Raw genomic sequence first — 16,583 nt, 5'->3', positions numbered from 1 at the left:
TATGAAGTCGGTCGTCGTCCTCGGCGGGTATGGAAACTTCGGCCGTCGCATCGTCGAGGCACTGGCTCGTGAGCCCGACGTTCGTGTGTTTGTTGCCGGGCGCGACTTAAAACAAGCGACCGCTGTTGCGCAGGAGATTGGCGGCGCGGCGGAGCCACTTCGTCTCGATGCTCACGCGGGTGACTTCACGGCCGAGCTGCGCAAGGCCGGCGCCACCTTGGTGGTTCATACAGCCGGTCCGTTCCAAGGACAGAACTATTCAATACCCCAAGCATGTGTCGCGGCCGGCACGCATTACATCGACCTCGCCGACGGACGCGGCTTCGTGTGCGGAATCACCGCGCTCGATGCAGAAGCAAAGCTGAACGGCACGCTGGTCGTCAGTGGCGCGAGCTCCGTGCCGGCCCTTTCATCCGCGGTCGTCGACGCACTCGGCGCACAGTTCGCATCGATCGAAAGCATCGACCACGGCATCAGCTCCGGCGCCAGACCGCCCGGCAAAGCGACGATGGACGGCGTGCTCGCCTACGCCGGCAAGCCGTTCAAACAATGGCGCGATGGACAATGGCATCAGGTGCGCGGCTGGCAGGATCTGACGCGTCGTTCGTATCCGACGCCCATCAAGGGCCGCTGGATCGCGAATTGCGATGTTCCCGACCTCGATTTGTTTCCCGAGCGCTATCGAGGGGTGCAGACGGTGCAGTTTCGCGCCGGTGTCGATCCGGCCTCGAACATGATCGCGCTCTGGTTCGCGTCGTGGCTGGTGAGAATCGGAGTGCTCGCCTCGCTGCAGAGTTGGGTGCCAACGCTGCACCGAACTGCCAGCGCCCTCGCGCGCTACGGATCGAAGCGCAGCGCCATGCATGTGACTGTGCGTGGCGTCGCTCTGAACGGCGAGCCTGCCGTGCGCAGCTGGTTTCTGCTGGCGGATCAGGATCACGGACCTTTCATTCCTTGCTTCCCTGCCATCGCGCTGGCCCGCAAGCTGGTGCGAGATGAAATATCGATTCGTGGCGCCATGCCCTGCATGGGCTTACTCACCGTCGACGACATCATCTCCGTCGGCGAAGGGCTCGACCTGCGCGTCGTCTGCGGCTAACGCCACAGCTGACTTTATTCCCGGCATAGGTTTCCTTCCAGCCTTCAGCGCACCACATTCTTATTGGTATTGTGACTCGATCGAATCTTCCAGACATCGCCCTGCTTGACCGTCACCCAGGAGAACAGACCTTCCCGAGGTTGGCGCGGAGTGCCGTCATTGTCGCGATCGCCGCGAATGCCCCACGTTACATACACTAGCGCCACATCTGGCTTGAGCAGCGCGACCTCGACGTTCTTTATCGTGATCACGCTGTCCTTGAACTTGTTCGCATGCACTCGAGCATGACCTGCCTCCACCGTCTCCCGACCCGTGCCTCGGCCCGCATCGACGTTGATCCAGACCACATCGGCGGTGAGAAGGCTCCCGAAAGCTTTCATGTCGTGACTGTTCCATGCGGCCTCGAACGCCGAGACGAGGGCCCGGTTCGCTGCCTCGGCCGAGTCGGTCGTCGCCGCTTGGACCGGCACCGTCAGCGCCAAGGCAAGCATTACAAAAGCCGAGAGACGCCAGGGCCGTGCGTTCATGCAACTCTCCTTGATCTTCCCGATGGAGTTAACGCAATCCGAGCCTCCGCAATGCCATAGCTACGTTAGCAGCGGCGCTGCGGACATGGAATGCTAGGGCGTTTTTCGGCAGGATATTCAGCCACTCAGGAGCAACCTAAGAGCCTATCGCCATGTTCAGTCACATCAACCTCGGCACCCGCGACCTGCCTCGCGCCGAGGCGTTCTACGATGCCGTGCTTCTTCCCATCGGTTTGAAACGACGGCAGGTCATTCCCGACGGCGGTCCTGACTGCGCGTGCTGGGTCTCACCCGATCGTGCGCTACCTCGGTTCTATGTGACTTTGCCGTTCAACAGACAGGAAGCGAACGCCGGCAACGGCACCATGGTCGCCTTCATGGCCCCCAGCCCAGCTTCAGTCGACGAAGCTTATCGCGCCGGCATGGCCGCCGGCGGCACGGACGAAGGCCCACCGGGCGAGCGCCTCCACTATGGCAAAGGCTACTACGGCGCTTATCTTCGCGATCCCGATGGAAACAAAGTGCATATCACGTATCGAGGCGACATGGTGGGTGAGCTTTGAAGGATGTAACGCTAGAATCGCCGCGCATGGAAACCCGCACCCTGTACCGCCCCGTCGGTCCCAAAGAATTGCAGCTGCTCAAGGACAGCGGCTTTCGTCGCTGGCCGCCGCGGCTACCGGAGCAGCCGATATTCTATCCGGTCACGAACGAGCAATACGCGATCGAGATCGCCAGCCGCTGGAACGTGAAGGACGACGCCGTAGGCTATGTCACCAAGTTCGAGGTGCGGCGCTCCTTCATGGATCGCTACGAAATCCAGACCGTCGGCGGCTCCTATCACACGGAATGGTGGGTTCCTGCGGAGGAGCTGGAGCAGCTCAACGACAACATCGTCGGGCTCATCGAGGTCATTGGCGAGTATCGCAAGCCAATCTGAGCGCAAGTCAGAACGATGAAGGCCGCGCCGTAGAGCCGGCGCGGCCTTCAGATGGAATCCCTTCCCAGTCAAACGTCCTTCAGACAGCGCGACGCCGACTGAACACTCCCAACCCGGCGAGCGCCGAGCCGAGCAGCCAGAAGGCGGCGGGCAGCGGCACGGGCGCGATGGTTACGTTCATGTCGTAGGCGAAGATGCCTTCCAGCGGAAAGCCCGACTCGCCGCCGACGGCGATCGTGTATAGGCCGCTCGAGGGCAGCACCAGATTCAACAGGCTGGTGCCGATGGCGCCAGTCACTGGATTGGTGCCGGCGACAAAAATGTTGTCGCCGAAGCTGCTGAAGTTGCTGAAGCCCGGAATGAGCAGCTCCTGCGCTTCGACCAGGCCCTGATACACGCTCACGCCGAACTCGATCGCCGACGACTCGACAATGATGGACAACGTGTCGCCCGCATTGGCGGTGAACGACCAGAAGTTGACCGCGTCGCCATCGAGAGCGTTCGACTGGATCCAGGCATCGGAGCTGGTCACGCTGCTGGTCACCGAGCTGCCGCCCGTGACATCGCCGCTCAACACTTGAGCGAACGAAGCCACCGGCAGCAACAGCACGGCCCACAGCCATACCGCACGAATCATGCTTTTCATGGCGGTACTCCTTACAGCGCGCCGTTGTCCCAAGGACCCGTGATCGCGAGCGTGATGCCCGGCGTCTGCAGGTTCACGAACATCCACTTCTCGAAGAAGCACGCGCCACACCACTCAGTGCCGGTGTAGTTGCCCGGTGAAAGCAGCGCGGCGACCTGACCGCCCGCGTTCAACGCCGCATCGGCCTGCTGCACCTGGGCCGCGGTGAAGTTCATGCGGTTCTCCGCGAAGATGAACGTACCGCCACTCTGCGTCAGACCACGCAAACGCTGGATGCTGTTGCCGCCGTCTTCGCACAACACGATGCCGCCACGCGGGCTGACAGCGATGTTGTCCGGCATGTTGACGTGGTTGTTGCCCACGCCGGCGCCGGCCGAGTTGAACACCATCGTCAACGTCTCACGGCGCGGGTCGTAGCAGAACACCTGGCCCTGACGAGCGACGCCGCCGCTGGTGCTGACGAAATAGATCTTGCCGCTGTCGTAGTAAGCGCCTTCCAGACGTGCAAACGCAGCCCGGCCCGGAGCGGAGTTGTAGATGCGACCGTTGATCGCTTCGACATCCGTCACCTGCACCCACTCGACGTTCCAGGTCGTGCCGGCCGCGAAGTCGACGTACACGTTGCCCAGGCCGCTGAAGTTGAAATTGTCGGTGCCCGCCACCTTCATCGCCCACAGCGTGCCGCCCTGGCTCAGCTTGCCGTACGCATTCGGCACGAACTTGTAGAACGCGCTCGGCGTGACGTCTTCGGTCTGATACACGATGCCTGTCGCAGGATCGACGGCGACAGCCTCCCACTCCGACTTGCCCATCGCGCGCAACGGCTGACCCGTCGCCGCGCCGTAGCCCGGCACTTCGAAGATCCAGCCGTGACGCACGCCGGCCGGAGAAACATCGCCCGCTTCTTCGCAGCTCAACCACGAGCCCCAAGGGGTGCGACCGCCAGCGCAATTACGCACTGTGCCAGTGAGCGAAGCATAAGAGCCGGCGAAGCGGCCGGTCGCGGTGTCGAACAACACGTTGGTCGTGCCGCCGCGAGCATAGGTCGGGTCGTAAGCAGCGGGCGCATTGAAGGCGATGCCGCCCGTGCCCTGCTCATGATTACGAACCATCACGATCTGGCTGCCCTTCGCTGCGACGACGGCCATGCCGTCGTGCGCGCCCGGGGTGCGCTGACCGTCGCTCATGGGCTGACCGGTCCAGCCGAAGCTGCGATAGGTGAAGCCGGCGGGCAGCGCGATCAGCGGCAAGCCGGTGGTGAGATCGTTGACCGGAGCAACCGGCCCGTAGTCATCCGAGTACGGCAGCTCGGCCGCACCGGCTTCATTGCGCGCCAGCATCGCGGCGAAAGAAATCGATGCGGCACCCACCACACCGTTGCGGATGAAATCACGACGGTTCGAGACTGGACGGACGTCGTCCATGCTCGGTTCACGAGTTTGATCGGTCATTGGCTAAACCCCTCATCATTCTTGGAGATGAGATTGTTCAGCGTCGGTGTTTAGTGATGATGGCGCAGAGGCGAACGCCGCGTGACCAAATGTATCCTTGCTTGCACCGATGTCATACGCAAGCTGACAAGCGCGTCAGCTTGCTAGTAGTCCAATCGGACCCGCAGCAGATCGAACCGCAATATGAACCACACCGAAGCCGCGCACGCGAGGACGAGCGCACCCTGCGCAATCCTGGACCACGCTGTGACGTCACTCCGGCGCAGCATCTTCAAGAAATTCCAGATAACCAGCGCCAGCCCGAGCACAGCTACGACCCCCAGCAGCTGAAGCAGCCGCAGGAAGCTGTCGCTGGCGTCAGCGAGCAGCGCCAGATCAGTGCCCGCACGCAACAGGAATGCGATCCAGCCAAACAGCGACAAACCGCCCGCGAGGAGGATCAGCCGAGTCGCGATACGCTGGCGCTTCTGAGCGGGCGCCAGCACCTGCAGAGCGCGTTTGCGACGATTGACCAGGGCGGCGACCGGCCACGCAATCAGCGCGCCTGGAAGAATGGCGCAAGTCGCAAACAAGAGAGGCAGATTCCACGCAGCGTTATCGAGCGCTGCCACGGGTTGCCAGACCGCGACCGGTGGAGCGTCGTCCGTGGCAAGGTACTTCACCTGCCCTCGATCCAGTGTCGCCACCAGCTGTGCGCCGCCATTCACTTCCCGCCAGCGAAACGGAGCCACTTCTCGCCAGCGCTTCGGCACACCGTTCAAGCCCTTGAGAGTGGATAGCGTAACGGTGGCATCCGGATTGACCGTCAGTTTGCCTTGACTCAGGAGATTGCCCAACGCCACGAACGAATGCTCCGCTCGCCGGCTGGGAATATAGCGACCGGAGATCAATCGCCCGTGTTCCAGGGCAGTGGCGAGCGTGGGCTCGTCGGGCAGTTGCGCAGGGAAGTAGCGATCCATGAACCCCTTGAAGAGCGCCGTGCGCAGCGCCGTACTGCTGCCGTCGCGCCCGAGACTGTTCATCCCGACGAATAGCCCGATCCTGGCATCGAGCAGCAGATGCAGATCCGCATGAAAACTCATCAGATCGCCCGCGTGCCCGACGATTCGTTGACCGTTGCGGTCCTCGCCATAGAAACCGAACATCATGGCCTGCAGCTCCGGGGCGGATCGGAACGCAGGCTGGTGCATCTGCTCAATCGTTTCGGGACGCAGAATAGCGGGCGTACCCGACGCAGCGGCACCGAGCTGGGCGAGCATGAACCTGGCCATGTCGGCGCCGGTCGACGATAGCGCGCCGGACGGCGGCGTTCCCAGGAATTCAAACGACGAGGCCGGCTGCGAGGCCGCTATGTAACCTTGCGGAGGCCGTGCAGCGATCGACTCCGGCACCGGCTGCAGAAACGTCGAGTGCGTCATTCCGAGAGGCTCGAGAATGTGACTTTGCATGTAACGCTCGTACGGCTCGCCGCTGATCCGTTGCACGATGTAGCCCGCCAACGTCACTCCATAGTTCGAGTACGCGACCGTCGAGCCCGGCGCGAATACTCGCCGCGGCAACGCCTGCTTGACGTACGCCTCCAACGTCGGCGTGTCCTCCGCACGATCCAGCAGCACGTTCTTGAAGACATCTTCAAACCCAGCCGTGTGAGTCAGCAGCTGGCGCAACGTAATCGGCTGCTCGAAGGTCGCCGGAATGTCGAAGTCCAGGTAATCGTTCACGTCCCGATCCAGCTGCAACTGGCCGGCCTCGACCAGTTGCATCACCGCGGTCGCCGTGAACATCTTGGAGATCGAGCCGGGCCGAAACATCGTGGTGCCCGGATCGACTGGGAGCCCCGTCCCTACGTCGCCGACGCCATAGCCTTTCAGCAGCAGCACCTCCCCATCCTTGACCACCGACACCACTGCTCCTGCGATATCGCCCCGCTGTAAAGCGTACGGAAAGAAACCGTCGAGGTAGGTTTCCAGATCGTGCCTGGACAAAGGAGTCTGCGCTGAGACGGCCAGTGGCTGAAGGGCCAACCCGGCGAACAGCAGCAACGCTCTGACGATCCTCATCTCGACCCCACGACTGCAGACGATCAGCCAAGGACGTAGCAACGGCTGTTTTCCTCAGCCATGTTTCGCTCGACGTCGCGAGATGAGGAATTCCGGCGCGACCACGTCCTTGAGTCATGCTCACTACCCGATTGCACACCCTCCTGCTCGCATGCGTTTTCCTCACGAGTGCCGGCGAGGCAGCCCGCCCCGCAGCCACTGTCACCACGACCGAGCATGGCATCCCGCACATCGTCGCTCCGACCTACCGCGCACTCGGCTTCGGCTATGGATATGTCATGGCCGAGAATGACCTCTGCGGTATGGCCGCGATGTTCGCCACTTACAGCGGCGAACGCGCGATGCACTACGGAGCGGACGGCATCGATCTCAATTACCTGCTCGGTCGCCGCCCCGTAAACAACGTTGTCAGCGATTTAGTGATGCGGCTGATGATCGATGACGCTCATGTCCGCCGCGCTCAGCGAAGGTCGCCGCGGGAGATCGATGGGCTGTTGCAAGGCTACGCCGAAGGCTTCAACGAATATCTACGCTCCGAACCGGCGCGGGCGAAAGCCTGCGCAGGTCGAGGATCGCTGCAACCCATCCAGCCCGCCGACATTCAGCGTCGCATGCAAGGACTGGCGATGCTCCTCAGCTCCGGCCTGCTGCGACAGGAAATCTTCGATGCGAAACCGCCCACGTCGGACTCCGCCGAACGGACCGCGAGCGCTGCAGAGCAAGTCGGTGTTGGCTCGGCAGGCAGCAATGCCTATGCGTTCGGCAAGTCGCTGACCGACAACGGACGTGGACTGCTGCTGGGCAATCCTCACTTTCTCTGGGACGGGCCGCAAAGATTCGTCGAGCTTCATCTGACCGTGCCCGGCCAGTACGACGCGATGGGCGCGGCTGTGCAGGGCGTGCCGCTCGTCATGATCGGCTTCAATCGATCTCTGGCCTGGACGCACACCGTCTCCACCGACAAACGCGGCATCCTGTACCGCTTGACGCTGGATCCGGAAGATCCGACGCGATACATGCTCGACGGGCGTTCCCTACCGATGCAGCGCCAACGCGTGACGACTCAGTCGCTCGACGCTGCTGGCAAGCCCATCGCACACAGCCACGATTTCTGGATGACCCGATTCGGGCCCGTGCTGATGAGCAAAAGCATGCCCTGGTCGCGCGAGCATGCGTATGCACTGCTGGACGCGAATCGGGAAAACGATCGGCTGTTGCAACAGTGGCTCGCCATCGGCCGCAGCCGGAATGCGCCTGAACTGAAGTCGGAACTGCACCGAACGCTCGGTCTGCCCTGGGTCAACACTGTCGCCGCGGACAGCGAGGGCAATGCCTTCTATGCAGACTTTTCTGTGGCGCCGGATCTCAGCGATGCCACGCTGGGCAATTGCGCAGTTTCGACGGTAACCGGCTTCGAGAGTCTGTTGGCCGTGCTCGACGGTTCGCGCAGCAGCTGCTTTTCAAACAGTGGCGTGTTGCCGGCCTCGGCGCGCCCGTCAATGTTACGAACCGACTTCGTTGCCAACTCCAATGACAGTCATTGGCTCACCCATCCGGATGCGCCTTTGGAGGGCTTCCCTGCCATCGTCGGCGCAGAGCGCAGCGTCAGAAAGCTGCGCACGCGGCAAGGCGTGCTTCAGCTACAACCCTGGATCGCCGCGTCAGATCCGAGCACCGCGCCGCGCATCTCAGCGGAGGCCCTGCAGAAGCTGCTGCTCTCGGGCGACTCACTGCAAGCCGATCTCGTTCTGCAAAAGCTTCTGCCCGCTTGCGCGCAGGCGACGGCGCAGATCACCGATGCAGTCGAGCGACGCCGGGTCGAGCGTGGCTGCGAGGCGCTGAGCGGATGGGATCGCCGCTACGACCTGGAAAGCACCGGCGCGCATCTCTTCAACGAATTCGTCAATCGCCTGAAGCAGCCCGCCGGCGAAGATCTCGGCGCCGTTGCGTCTCTGTGGAATATTCCCTTCGATGCGAACGATCCCTTGCATACTCCACGCGACTTCGATGCTACTCAGCCCTCCGTCTGGAAAGCGATGAGCAGTGCCGTGGATCGCCTGGATCAGGCACGGCTGCCACTGGACGCGAAGCTCGGCACGGTGCAGTTCGTCATCCGCAATGGCACTCGCATCCCGCTGCACGGCGGCCCGACCTTCAGCTCGATGAATGCCACGCTGGTGCCGGGGCTCGGCTACACGGACCCGATAGCGCCGTCGAACGCGTACATGCTAGTTGTGAGTTTCGATGCGTCCGGGCCGCGCGCCGAGGCGATTCTCGCCAGCTCTCAGTCGCCCGAACCGGACTCGCCGTACTACGCGGACCAGACGATTGCTTATTCACGCAAGCAATGGTCGCGGTTGCCATTCACTGCCGAGGCCGTTGCGGCAGCAGCTATCAGCCCGCCTCGAGTATTGCGATTGCCTCGCCGGTAATCACTCGCCCAGCTGCATCAGCAGACATGCCGCCTTGGCGATATGCTTTTCCACGGCGCTGATGCTGATGCCGAGTGAGCTTGCAATCTCACTGTGCTTGCGCCCATCCAATCGATGCATGAGGAACACCGCACGCGTGCGCTCGCTCAGCGCATCCAACACCTGCGCGGCCCGCTCCAGACGCGAGCGCGCCGTGAGTATCTCCTCCACCGCTGGCTCGGGATCGGGAATGCGTGCCAGCTCGGCATCGTCACTGGCCAGCCGCCGCGTGCGACGCTTTCGATAGTCGTCGATGACCAGGTTCGACGCCGTGTGCAACAGAAATCCGATCGGATCGGAAACCATGGCGCGACGACGCTGCTGCTCGAAGCGCACGAAGGCATCGTGCAACAGATCCTCGGATTCGACCCTTGCGCCGTGATGACGCGCAATCCAACGAACCAAACGCGCGCGCCCCTGTTGATCGGAGCCGGCGCCGGTGAGCGCGGACAACTCCCCATACCTTCTTAGCGGCTGAGACGCGCTCGGCATCGAGATCGAACTCACTAACCGCGGCTGCGATCAGTTAACGTATCGACTCGCCATTTCACTCGGCCGTCGCGCGCATTCAAGGCGACGAGATATCCGTCGACCGTGCCGACATAAACATTTCCGTTCGATACCGCCACGCCGCGATTGACCACGTCGCAGCACGCTTTGCGCGCCCACGCACCCGCCACCTTCGGATCGAAAACCCATAATTCTCGTCCCGTTCGCACATTCGCCGCTGTAACCTTCGACAGCGGCGAGTAATGCGTGTGCTCGGCGTCCTGACCCGCCGCCGGCTGGACAATCATCGTCATCCAGACGCACGCGGCGGCCCACAGCCCCTTACGATCCATCATTCAGGCCAACCTTAGAAGTCGTATGCGGCGCTGATGCCGATCGTGCGCGGCCGTAGCGTAGTTTGCTGTTGGAACATGCGTGAGCTGGGATTCTGGGCGTAGGTCGCGAACAGCACCGGCTGCTCATTCGAGATGTTGTCGACGAATACCGAAACATTCAGCCCGTCACGGATCATGCCGATGCGCAGAGTTCCGAAGCTGTATGCAGGTCCGCGATACAAGTCAGCGTCATAGCTGGTCGTACCTTCGGACGTGGTGCGATAAAAGGCGCTGGAACGTTGCAAATCGGCGCGCGCGTAACCTTGCACGCCGTTGGCGAACTCACGCTGGTAGTTCAATGCGACGTTACCGCTCCACTCCGGCGTCAGCAGTGTTTGGTCGCCTTTGCGTGCGATCAGCGCGCGAGCGCCGGTGATCGGATCGGCGCCGGCGTAGATATCTTCATCGAGAGTCGCGTCCGTATAGCCGGCAGTGACTCCGAGCGTGAGGCCATCGATCAGCTGATATTGGATCGCCAGGTCGAAGCCCTTGCTGGTCGCATTCCCCAGGTTCGCAACGTAGCCGAAGCCGCAAGTCGGCAACGCCAGCGCTTGCTGGATGTCCGACCAGTCGATGTAGAACACACTGCCGTTCAGTGACAGGCGACCGTCGAGCAGCAAGGTCTTGGCGCCGAGCTCGTAGTTCCACACGCTGTCGGAGTCGAACGATCGCAGCTGAGCGGCGCTGGTTCCTTGCGCTGCCAGGTCGGCGCCGCATCTTCCGACCGGCACCGGAGTATTCGGTCCGCCCGCGCGGAAGCCACGCGACGCTGTCGCATACATCAGATCGTCGTCGGTGATTTGATAGGACAGGGTCAATTTCGGATTGATCGGCGTCTCACTCGCGCGCTGTACGCCCAACAGCTCCGGCGCCGTCGGGCCGCCGTTGTACAAGCCATCGGCGTAGAACTCGCTCTCGACATCGACCTGCGCAACGCGTGCGCCCACCGTGAGCTTGAGCTGAGATGTCAGCTCATAGCTCGCTTCTCCAAACGCAGCGACCTGTTCGACTGTCGTTGCCGACGTCTGCAGATAAGTCAGCCCGCCGGGCAGCAGGCCCATGCCGAGGACCGCTTCCAAGGGGGCGCCCGTCAGCGTTTGCACGAGTCCCTCGAGCTCTGGCTCCGCGACACTCTGCTGGAAATCGGTCTGCGCATGCTGATAGAACACGCCGACCGTGTAGCCGAACGGCCCCGAGTCATTCGGCGAGCTCAGCCGGAATTCCTGAGTGAAATTCTCTTGCGTGGTGCGCGTGTCGCCGACGGAGCGATAATCCTCGAACCCAGGCACGATCGCCGTTCCGAACAGCAGGTCGCCGGTGATGGTCGAGTAGTCGAAGCGCTGGTCGTTGCGCCGATCGAAGTACGACGACACCGATGTGAACTGAGCGCTGCCGAAGTCGTAATTGATCGTCAGGCCCGGCAGCACGAACCGGTCCTCGCCGGGCGTTGCCGTGGTGTCGGCGACTTGCAGCGGACCCGAGGTCGAATACGTCAGCGGCAGATGATCGTTGCGAATCCGCTGATAGTAGATCGAGGGCAGAATTTCGAGGTTGTCGCTCGGCGAGTAGTTCGCCGCCAGCCGCGCCGCGAGGGACTCGCTGCTGTTGGCATCCTCGTCGATGACTGCCCCATCGATCCGGGACACGCGATCTACGTAACCGCCGTCCGTTCGGTAGTAAACAGAACCTCGCAGCCCAAGCTGCTCCGCGACCGGGCCGCCCGCGGCAGCACCGATCTCATAACTGGGCTCGCCGTCCTCGGTGGAGGAAAACTCCGTCCGCGCACGCGCGGTGAAGTTGGTGAGGCTCGGCTTCGGCGTAATGAAGCGCACGGTGCCGCCTTCGGAGCTGGCGCCGTACAACGTCCCTTGCGGGCCGCGCAGCACCTCGACTCGCTCGATGTCGAAGAGCTTCGGCGTCGGGTCGGCCGAAAAGCTGGACTTCACCGCCTGCACCGGCGTGTCGTCGATATAGACACCGACGGTGGCGTCGCCGGCGGCGGAGGAAATGCCGCGAATCACGATGGAAGGCGCGCCGCCATTGGTCGCGGCTTGAACGCTCAGTCCTGGAATCTCACGAGCAAAGCCCGCGAGATCTTTGGCGCCGATCTGCTCGAGGTGCGACTCGCTCAGCGCCGAGATACTGATCGGAACTCGATTGAGTTTCTCTTCGCGCTTTTGGGCGGTGACGACGATTTCTTCGAGCCCGAGTGCCGCCGGGCTGGACTCGCCCTGCGGCGGGCTCTGTTGTGCCAGGCTCGGTGCACACCCCAGGCACGCAGCGATGGCCGCGGACACGCCCCATGACCGATGCGCACTCAACACCGACCGATTCGATTTCATCGCAGCTCTCCGCTTCCCCTGTCCGGGCAGATTTCCTGAAGCGGATCGGGCAGTATTGTATTTGCCCGGGTAAGGTTTGTACGAACCGCGAGCGGGCGCTCCCAGCCACAAGGTCCCTTATGAGACTTAATCCACTGCTGCGTCGGGTCGCCGAGCAGTCGCATCTGTTCGATGTCGTCTCGCTCGACGCGTCGGGCTGCCAGGGAGTGGGCTGGCGTTTTCGCGGCGAGGAAGGCGTCGGGCAGGTCGATTTTCTGCAAGTCAGCCGTAACCTGTTGCTCGATATCAGCGACTTTCGCTGCTTCGAGGACAAGCGCATGGCGCTCAGCAATAACAGCGCGCCCCTGCTGAAAATGCGCTTCAAGCTGAGCGGCTGCAGCCTGCTGCAGTTCAAGGACGGCGACGTGTCCATGCTCGGCGAGCACTGTTCCGTGAGCGTGTACTCGCCCAGAGAGCTGCAACACGAGCGCCTGACCCGCAATGTCGCCGAACGTTCGGTGACACTTCACTGCGATGACTCGTTCTTTCAGCAGGATCTGGGCCTCGATCCCGAACACACGCCAGAGCCGGTGCGCTCGTTCCTGCTGGGTCGTTCCGGCGCGCGTTGTTTCGATCGAGCCCGCTTGAGCGCGCGGATGAGACAAACGACCATTGAGCTGATGAAGCCGGGCTGCACGCCGCCGCTTACCCGAGCCTATCGCGAGGTGAAAGCGCGTGACCTGGCGCTGTCGATGCTGGTGCTGCTCTCGGAGCAGGAAGGCCGCAATAGCCGCTCGGGACAGCCGACGGGCAAGCGTGCAACTACGCTCGCCGCACATGATCTACGCCGCGCCACCGATTGGTTGCATGAAAATCTGACGGACGATGCCGACGTGGCTGCGTTGGCCCGGGTCATCGGCACCGACCCGATTCGCCTGGCGCGCGCTTTCAAACATTCGACCGGCTTCAGCGTCGCTCAATATCGCCTGCGCGCTCGCGTGGAGCGAGCCAAGCAGTTGCTGGTCGACGGTCAGCTGCCGATCAAGGCAGTGAGCCAGGAAGCGGGCTTTTACGATCAAGCGCATCTGACGCGCGCATTCCGGGCCGCGTTTGGCACCACTCCCCTGCAATACCGTAATGATTTTGCCCGCCGGCGCAGCTGACGGCTGCGCCCGATACATACAACGTCGATTGGCTGTTCATACAAGACCCGCCCCTTGCCCGCTTCTACCCTGCCGCGATCGAAGCCTTTTCGACATTGCGGGAGACGAGCGTGTATCGACGGCGCGTCGCGTGCGGACACCAGCATTGGCCATACCGGCAACCGATTGCGATCTCGCGCGGCGTGATTACAGGGCAAGACGTGATAGTGGTCACCGTTGCTGAAAAAGGCGTGGTCGGTCGCGGCGAGAGCAGTCCGAACCGGCGCTTCGACGAAACCCCGGAACAATCGTTGCGCGCGATCGAGGCATTGATTCCAGCGCTCGAGGCAGGGTTGGATCGAGCGGAGTTGCAGCAAGCAATGACGGCGGGCGCAGCTCGCAATGCAATCGACTGCGCGCTTTGGGATCTGGAAGCGAAGCTGACCAAGACCCGCGTTTGGGAGCTGGCCGGCGTGCCAGCACCGCGCCCCACATTGACCTCGCAGACCATCGGAGTGGGCGCACCCGCGACCATGGCGTCGATGGCAGCTCGAGCATGGTCGCCGCTACTGAAACTGAAGCTGGGCGGAGACGCCGATATCGAATGCGTGCGTGCGGTACGCGAGGCTGCACCGTCCGCCCGCATCGTCGTCGATGCGAATGAAGCCTGGACGCTCCCACAACTGCAGAGCTTCGCGGCGGCCGCAGTTTCGTGCGATGTCGAATTGATCGAGCAACCGCTGCGTGCCGGCAACGATTCGCAACTGGATGGCGTGCGCACGAGCATTCCGCTCGGAGCCGACGAGTCATTCCATGGCCTCGAGTTATTCGAGCGGACCCGCGATCGCTATCAGGTCGTCAACATCAAACTCGACAAGACCGGCGGCTTGACCGAGGCGCTGCGCATCAAGGTCGAAGCGGAACGCCGGGGCTTGCGCATCATGGTGGGTTGCATGGGAGGCACATCGCTTGCGATGGCGCCAGCGATGCTGTTGGCGAGCGATGCGTCGTTCGTCGATCTCGACGGAGCTCGCCTGTTACAAACAGATCGCAGTCCGGGCCTGCGTTACGACGGCGGAATCATCGCTCCCTTCGATGCGGATGTGTGGGGATGACCTCGCCCCAACACAACTCCTGGGGCATGGTCGCGGTGCTGAGCATCGCCGCCATCGTCGCCTACATCGATCGGCTGGTCCTCAGCGTGTTGTTCGTTCCGCTCAGTCAGGACCTGGCGTTGAGCGATACACAGGCCAGCCTGGTGCAAGGCGCGTCGTTCGCAGTCATCTACGCTATAGCGGGAGTCCCGCTCGGCATCGCGGCGGATCGCTGGAATCGCCGGCTGATCGTGATTGCCGGGGTGGTCATCTGGTGTGGCGCCACCATCGCCTGCGGTTTCGCCAGCTCGTTCGCCGAACTGGCAGCGGCTCGCATCCTGGTCGGTGTTGGCGAAGCGGCACTGGTGCCGGCAGCGACCTCGATGATTGGAGATGGCGTGCGCCTGGAACGGCGCGGCCTCGCGCTGAGCATCTTTGTGATGGGACAAGTGATCGGCGGCGCATTGGCCGTCACTGCCGGCGGAGTGCTCTTCGATCTGGCCCAAGGCGGTAGCTTCAACGCCGCCCTGGCTGCTTTGAATCTCACAGGCACGCCCTCGTGGCGCGTGGTCTTGTGGCTCGTCGGCCTGCTGGGTGCGCCGCTCGTGCTCGCCTTGCTGTGCCTTCGCGAGCCGCAACGATCGGAGCGCGGACTGGGCGATGCGCGCGGTGTGCGCAACGTCTTCGCAGAGTTCGTTGCCCGTCGCGATGTGCTGCTGCCGTTGTACTTGACGCTCGCGTGCGCGGCGATCAGTGACTTTTCCATCGGCTCGTGGACGCCCACCCTGCTGGTGCGCGAATTCGATTGGCCCGCGACTCGGATCGGAGTGTGGTTCGGCGGATGTTTGTTCGCATCCGGTGTGGTCGCAGCGGTCGTCTCGGGATGGCTCACCGATCGCGCTTCCAAAAAAGGCGCCTCGGAAGGCGCGCTGCGCTGGGCACTATTGTCGGCCGGGATCGCACTGGTAACGGCGAGCTACGCTGTGGCGCCGGATCCGCACTGGCTGCTGGCGATCTTGTTGGTGCAATCGACGGCGTCGTCGATCTGCTCCATCATCTGCGTGATCACGATTCAACTGCGCCTGCCCAACGAACTGCGCGGTGTCGGCAGCGCCTTCACTTCCCTGGGCAACATGCTATTCGGGCTGGGCATGGGCCCGACGCTCGTGGCGTTGGCTACCGACCGCCTGTATCGCGATCACGCCGCCCTGGACATTTCCATCATCACCGTCATTGCGCCCGCGTTCGCCATTGCGACCGCACTGCTATTCGTTCATCTGCGAGCTCGGGCTCGCGCCCGCCAGTAACGAATGATGACGAAGCCGGTCGCCATGCCGCCCAAGTGCGCGAAGTGGGCGACACCCGACGCGGTCTGGGTCACGCCCATCACCAGCTCGAAGATGCCGTACAAGGTGACGAACAACCACGCCGGCATGGGGATGGGCGGAAACATGAGCATCAGCGTGCGCTTCGGAAACGCCATCCCGTAGGCGAGCAGCAAGCCGAAGACGCCGCCGGATGCGCCGACGACCTGCGCCGGCACTCCGCCGCCCCCGGCGGTCACGATTAGATGCATCAGCGCTGCGCCGACGACGCACGCCAGATAGTAGAAGAGATAGCGCCGCGAGCCGAACAGCCGCTCGATGTCGGAACCGAACATGAACAGCGCGAACATGTTGAAGAACAGATGCGCCCAGCCGCCATGCAGAAACCCATAAGTGAGCAACTGCCAGACATGGAACTCGGGGTAGCCGAACTGGCCCGCCTGTGGCGGCCACAAGCCGAACAGCGCGTTGATCATGCTTGCTTCGGGGCCGCCGGTCAGCGACTGCAGCACGAACACGACCACGTTGATAAGGATCAGTGCTCTATTTAGAGGCGTAATCGTGGGCATCGATACTGTATGCGGGCAGACCAAGCAAGTTAAAGCATACCCAAAAACAAAAGC

At 62.7% G+C, this 16,583-nt stretch carries 15 protein-coding genes; 7 read left to right on the top strand and 8 right to left on the bottom strand.

Annotation, left to right across the window (positions count from 1 at the left end):
- Nucleotide 1: 1 nt before the first annotated feature.
- Complete coding sequence (locus GYH35_RS16890) at nucleotides 2–1,099, top strand: saccharopine dehydrogenase family protein (RefSeq protein WP_161811084.1); 1,098 nt, start codon at nucleotides 2–4, stop codon at nucleotides 1,097–1,099.
- Between the two features lie 44 nt (nucleotides 1,100–1,143).
- Here the strand turns inward: GYH35_RS16890 and GYH35_RS16885 are convergent, their stop codons facing one another.
- A complete protein-coding gene (locus GYH35_RS16885) occupies nucleotides 1,144–1,626 on the bottom strand; it encodes an SgcJ/EcaC family oxidoreductase (protein WP_161811083.1) in 483 nt (160 codons plus the stop codon).
- Nucleotides 1,627–1,778: 152 nt separating this feature from the next.
- Between GYH35_RS16885 and GYH35_RS16880 the strand changes: the two genes are divergently transcribed.
- Nucleotides 1,779–2,189 (top strand): VOC family protein, encoded by a 411-nt coding sequence (locus tag GYH35_RS16880; RefSeq protein ID WP_161811082.1) that lies wholly within the window; start codon nucleotides 1,779–1,781, stop codon nucleotides 2,187–2,189.
- A 26-nt stretch (nucleotides 2,190–2,215) separates the two neighbouring features.
- A complete protein-coding gene (locus tag GYH35_RS16875) occupies nucleotides 2,216–2,566 on the top strand; it encodes a hypothetical protein (protein WP_161811081.1) in 351 nt (116 codons plus the stop codon).
- A 79-nt stretch (nucleotides 2,567–2,645) separates the two neighbouring features.
- On the opposite strand, the gene GYH35_RS16870 is transcribed toward GYH35_RS16875, so the two are convergent.
- The 3 genes from GYH35_RS16870 to GYH35_RS16860 all read right to left on the bottom strand — a co-directional run bounded on the left by GYH35_RS16870 (nucleotide 2,646) and on the right by GYH35_RS16860 (nucleotide 6,723).
- Nucleotides 2,646–3,212: a VPLPA-CTERM sorting domain-containing protein gene (locus tag GYH35_RS16870; RefSeq protein WP_161811080.1), complete on the bottom strand. Its 567-nt coding sequence runs from the start codon at nucleotides 3,210–3,212 to the stop codon at nucleotides 2,646–2,648.
- An 11-nt stretch (nucleotides 3,213–3,223) separates the two neighbouring features.
- The gene (locus GYH35_RS16865) at nucleotides 3,224–4,663 is read right to left on the bottom strand and encodes an alkaline phosphatase PhoX (RefSeq protein ID WP_161811079.1); all 1,440 of its coding nucleotides are present in this window, start codon (nucleotides 4,661–4,663) and stop codon (nucleotides 3,224–3,226) included.
- Nucleotides 4,664–4,806: 143 nt separating this feature from the next.
- Nucleotides 4,807–6,723: a serine hydrolase domain-containing protein gene (locus GYH35_RS16860; protein WP_161811078.1), complete on the bottom strand. Its 1,917-nt coding sequence runs from the start codon at nucleotides 6,721–6,723 to the stop codon at nucleotides 4,807–4,809.
- 116 nt (nucleotides 6,724–6,839) lie between these two features.
- Here GYH35_RS16860 and GYH35_RS16855 point away from each other — a divergent pair, with 116 nt between their 5' ends.
- Nucleotides 6,840–9,155 (top strand): penicillin acylase family protein, encoded by a 2,316-nt coding sequence (locus GYH35_RS16855; protein WP_161811077.1) that lies wholly within the window; start codon nucleotides 6,840–6,842, stop codon nucleotides 9,153–9,155.
- Here the strand turns inward: GYH35_RS16855 and GYH35_RS16850 are convergent, their stop codons facing one another.
- Genes GYH35_RS16850 through GYH35_RS16840 form a run of 3 tightly spaced genes read right to left on the bottom strand, consistent with a single transcriptional unit; the run spans nucleotide 9,156 to nucleotide 12,420 of the window.
- A complete protein-coding gene (locus GYH35_RS16850; protein WP_161811076.1) occupies nucleotides 9,156–9,647 on the bottom strand; it encodes an RNA polymerase sigma factor in 492 nt (163 codons plus the stop codon).
- 53 nt (nucleotides 9,648–9,700) lie between these two features.
- Nucleotides 9,701–10,039 carry an outer membrane protein assembly factor BamB family protein gene (locus tag GYH35_RS16845; protein ID WP_161811075.1) on the bottom strand — a complete coding sequence of 113 codons (339 nt, stop codon included), beginning with the start codon at nucleotides 10,037–10,039 and terminating at the stop codon, nucleotides 9,701–9,703.
- Between the two features lie 11 nt (nucleotides 10,040–10,050).
- Entirely contained in the window at nucleotides 10,051–12,420 is a 2,370-nt protein-coding gene (locus tag GYH35_RS16840; protein WP_161829013.1) for a TonB-dependent receptor, read from the bottom strand.
- 119 nt (nucleotides 12,421–12,539) lie between these two features.
- Here GYH35_RS16840 and GYH35_RS16835 point away from each other — a divergent pair, with 119 nt between their 5' ends.
- The 3 genes from GYH35_RS16835 to GYH35_RS16825 all read left to right on the top strand — a co-directional run bounded on the left by GYH35_RS16835 (nucleotide 12,540) and on the right by GYH35_RS16825 (nucleotide 15,942).
- Nucleotides 12,540–13,562: a helix-turn-helix domain-containing protein gene (locus GYH35_RS16835; protein WP_161811073.1), complete on the top strand. Its 1,023-nt coding sequence runs from the start codon at nucleotides 12,540–12,542 to the stop codon at nucleotides 13,560–13,562.
- A gap of 110 nt (nucleotides 13,563–13,672) precedes the next feature.
- A complete protein-coding gene (gene dgcA, locus GYH35_RS16830; RefSeq protein ID WP_161829012.1) occupies nucleotides 13,673–14,656 on the top strand; it encodes an N-acetyl-D-Glu racemase DgcA in 984 nt (327 codons plus the stop codon).
- Nucleotides 14,653–15,942 (top strand): MFS transporter, encoded by a 1,290-nt coding sequence (locus tag GYH35_RS16825; RefSeq protein WP_161829011.1) that lies wholly within the window; start codon nucleotides 14,653–14,655, stop codon nucleotides 15,940–15,942. Before dgcA ends, GYH35_RS16825 begins: the two co-directional genes overlap by 4 nt.
- Here the strand turns inward: GYH35_RS16825 and GYH35_RS16820 are convergent.
- Nucleotides 15,909–16,529, bottom strand: coding sequence for a rhomboid family intramembrane serine protease (locus tag GYH35_RS16820; RefSeq protein WP_161811070.1), 621 nt, complete (start codon nucleotides 16,527–16,529; stop codon nucleotides 15,909–15,911). The two genes, GYH35_RS16825 and GYH35_RS16820, sit on opposite strands and share 34 nt — an antisense overlap.
- Between the last annotated feature and the right edge of the window lie 54 nt (nucleotides 16,530–16,583).

This window comes from Steroidobacter agaridevorans, assembly GCF_009932555.1.
GTDB classification, from domain to species: Bacteria; Pseudomonadota; Gammaproteobacteria; order Steroidobacterales; family Steroidobacteraceae; genus Steroidobacter; species Steroidobacter agaridevorans.
The sequence above is the reverse complement of the archived record's forward strand: the minus strand, read 5'-3'. Positions and strand labels throughout refer to the sequence as shown.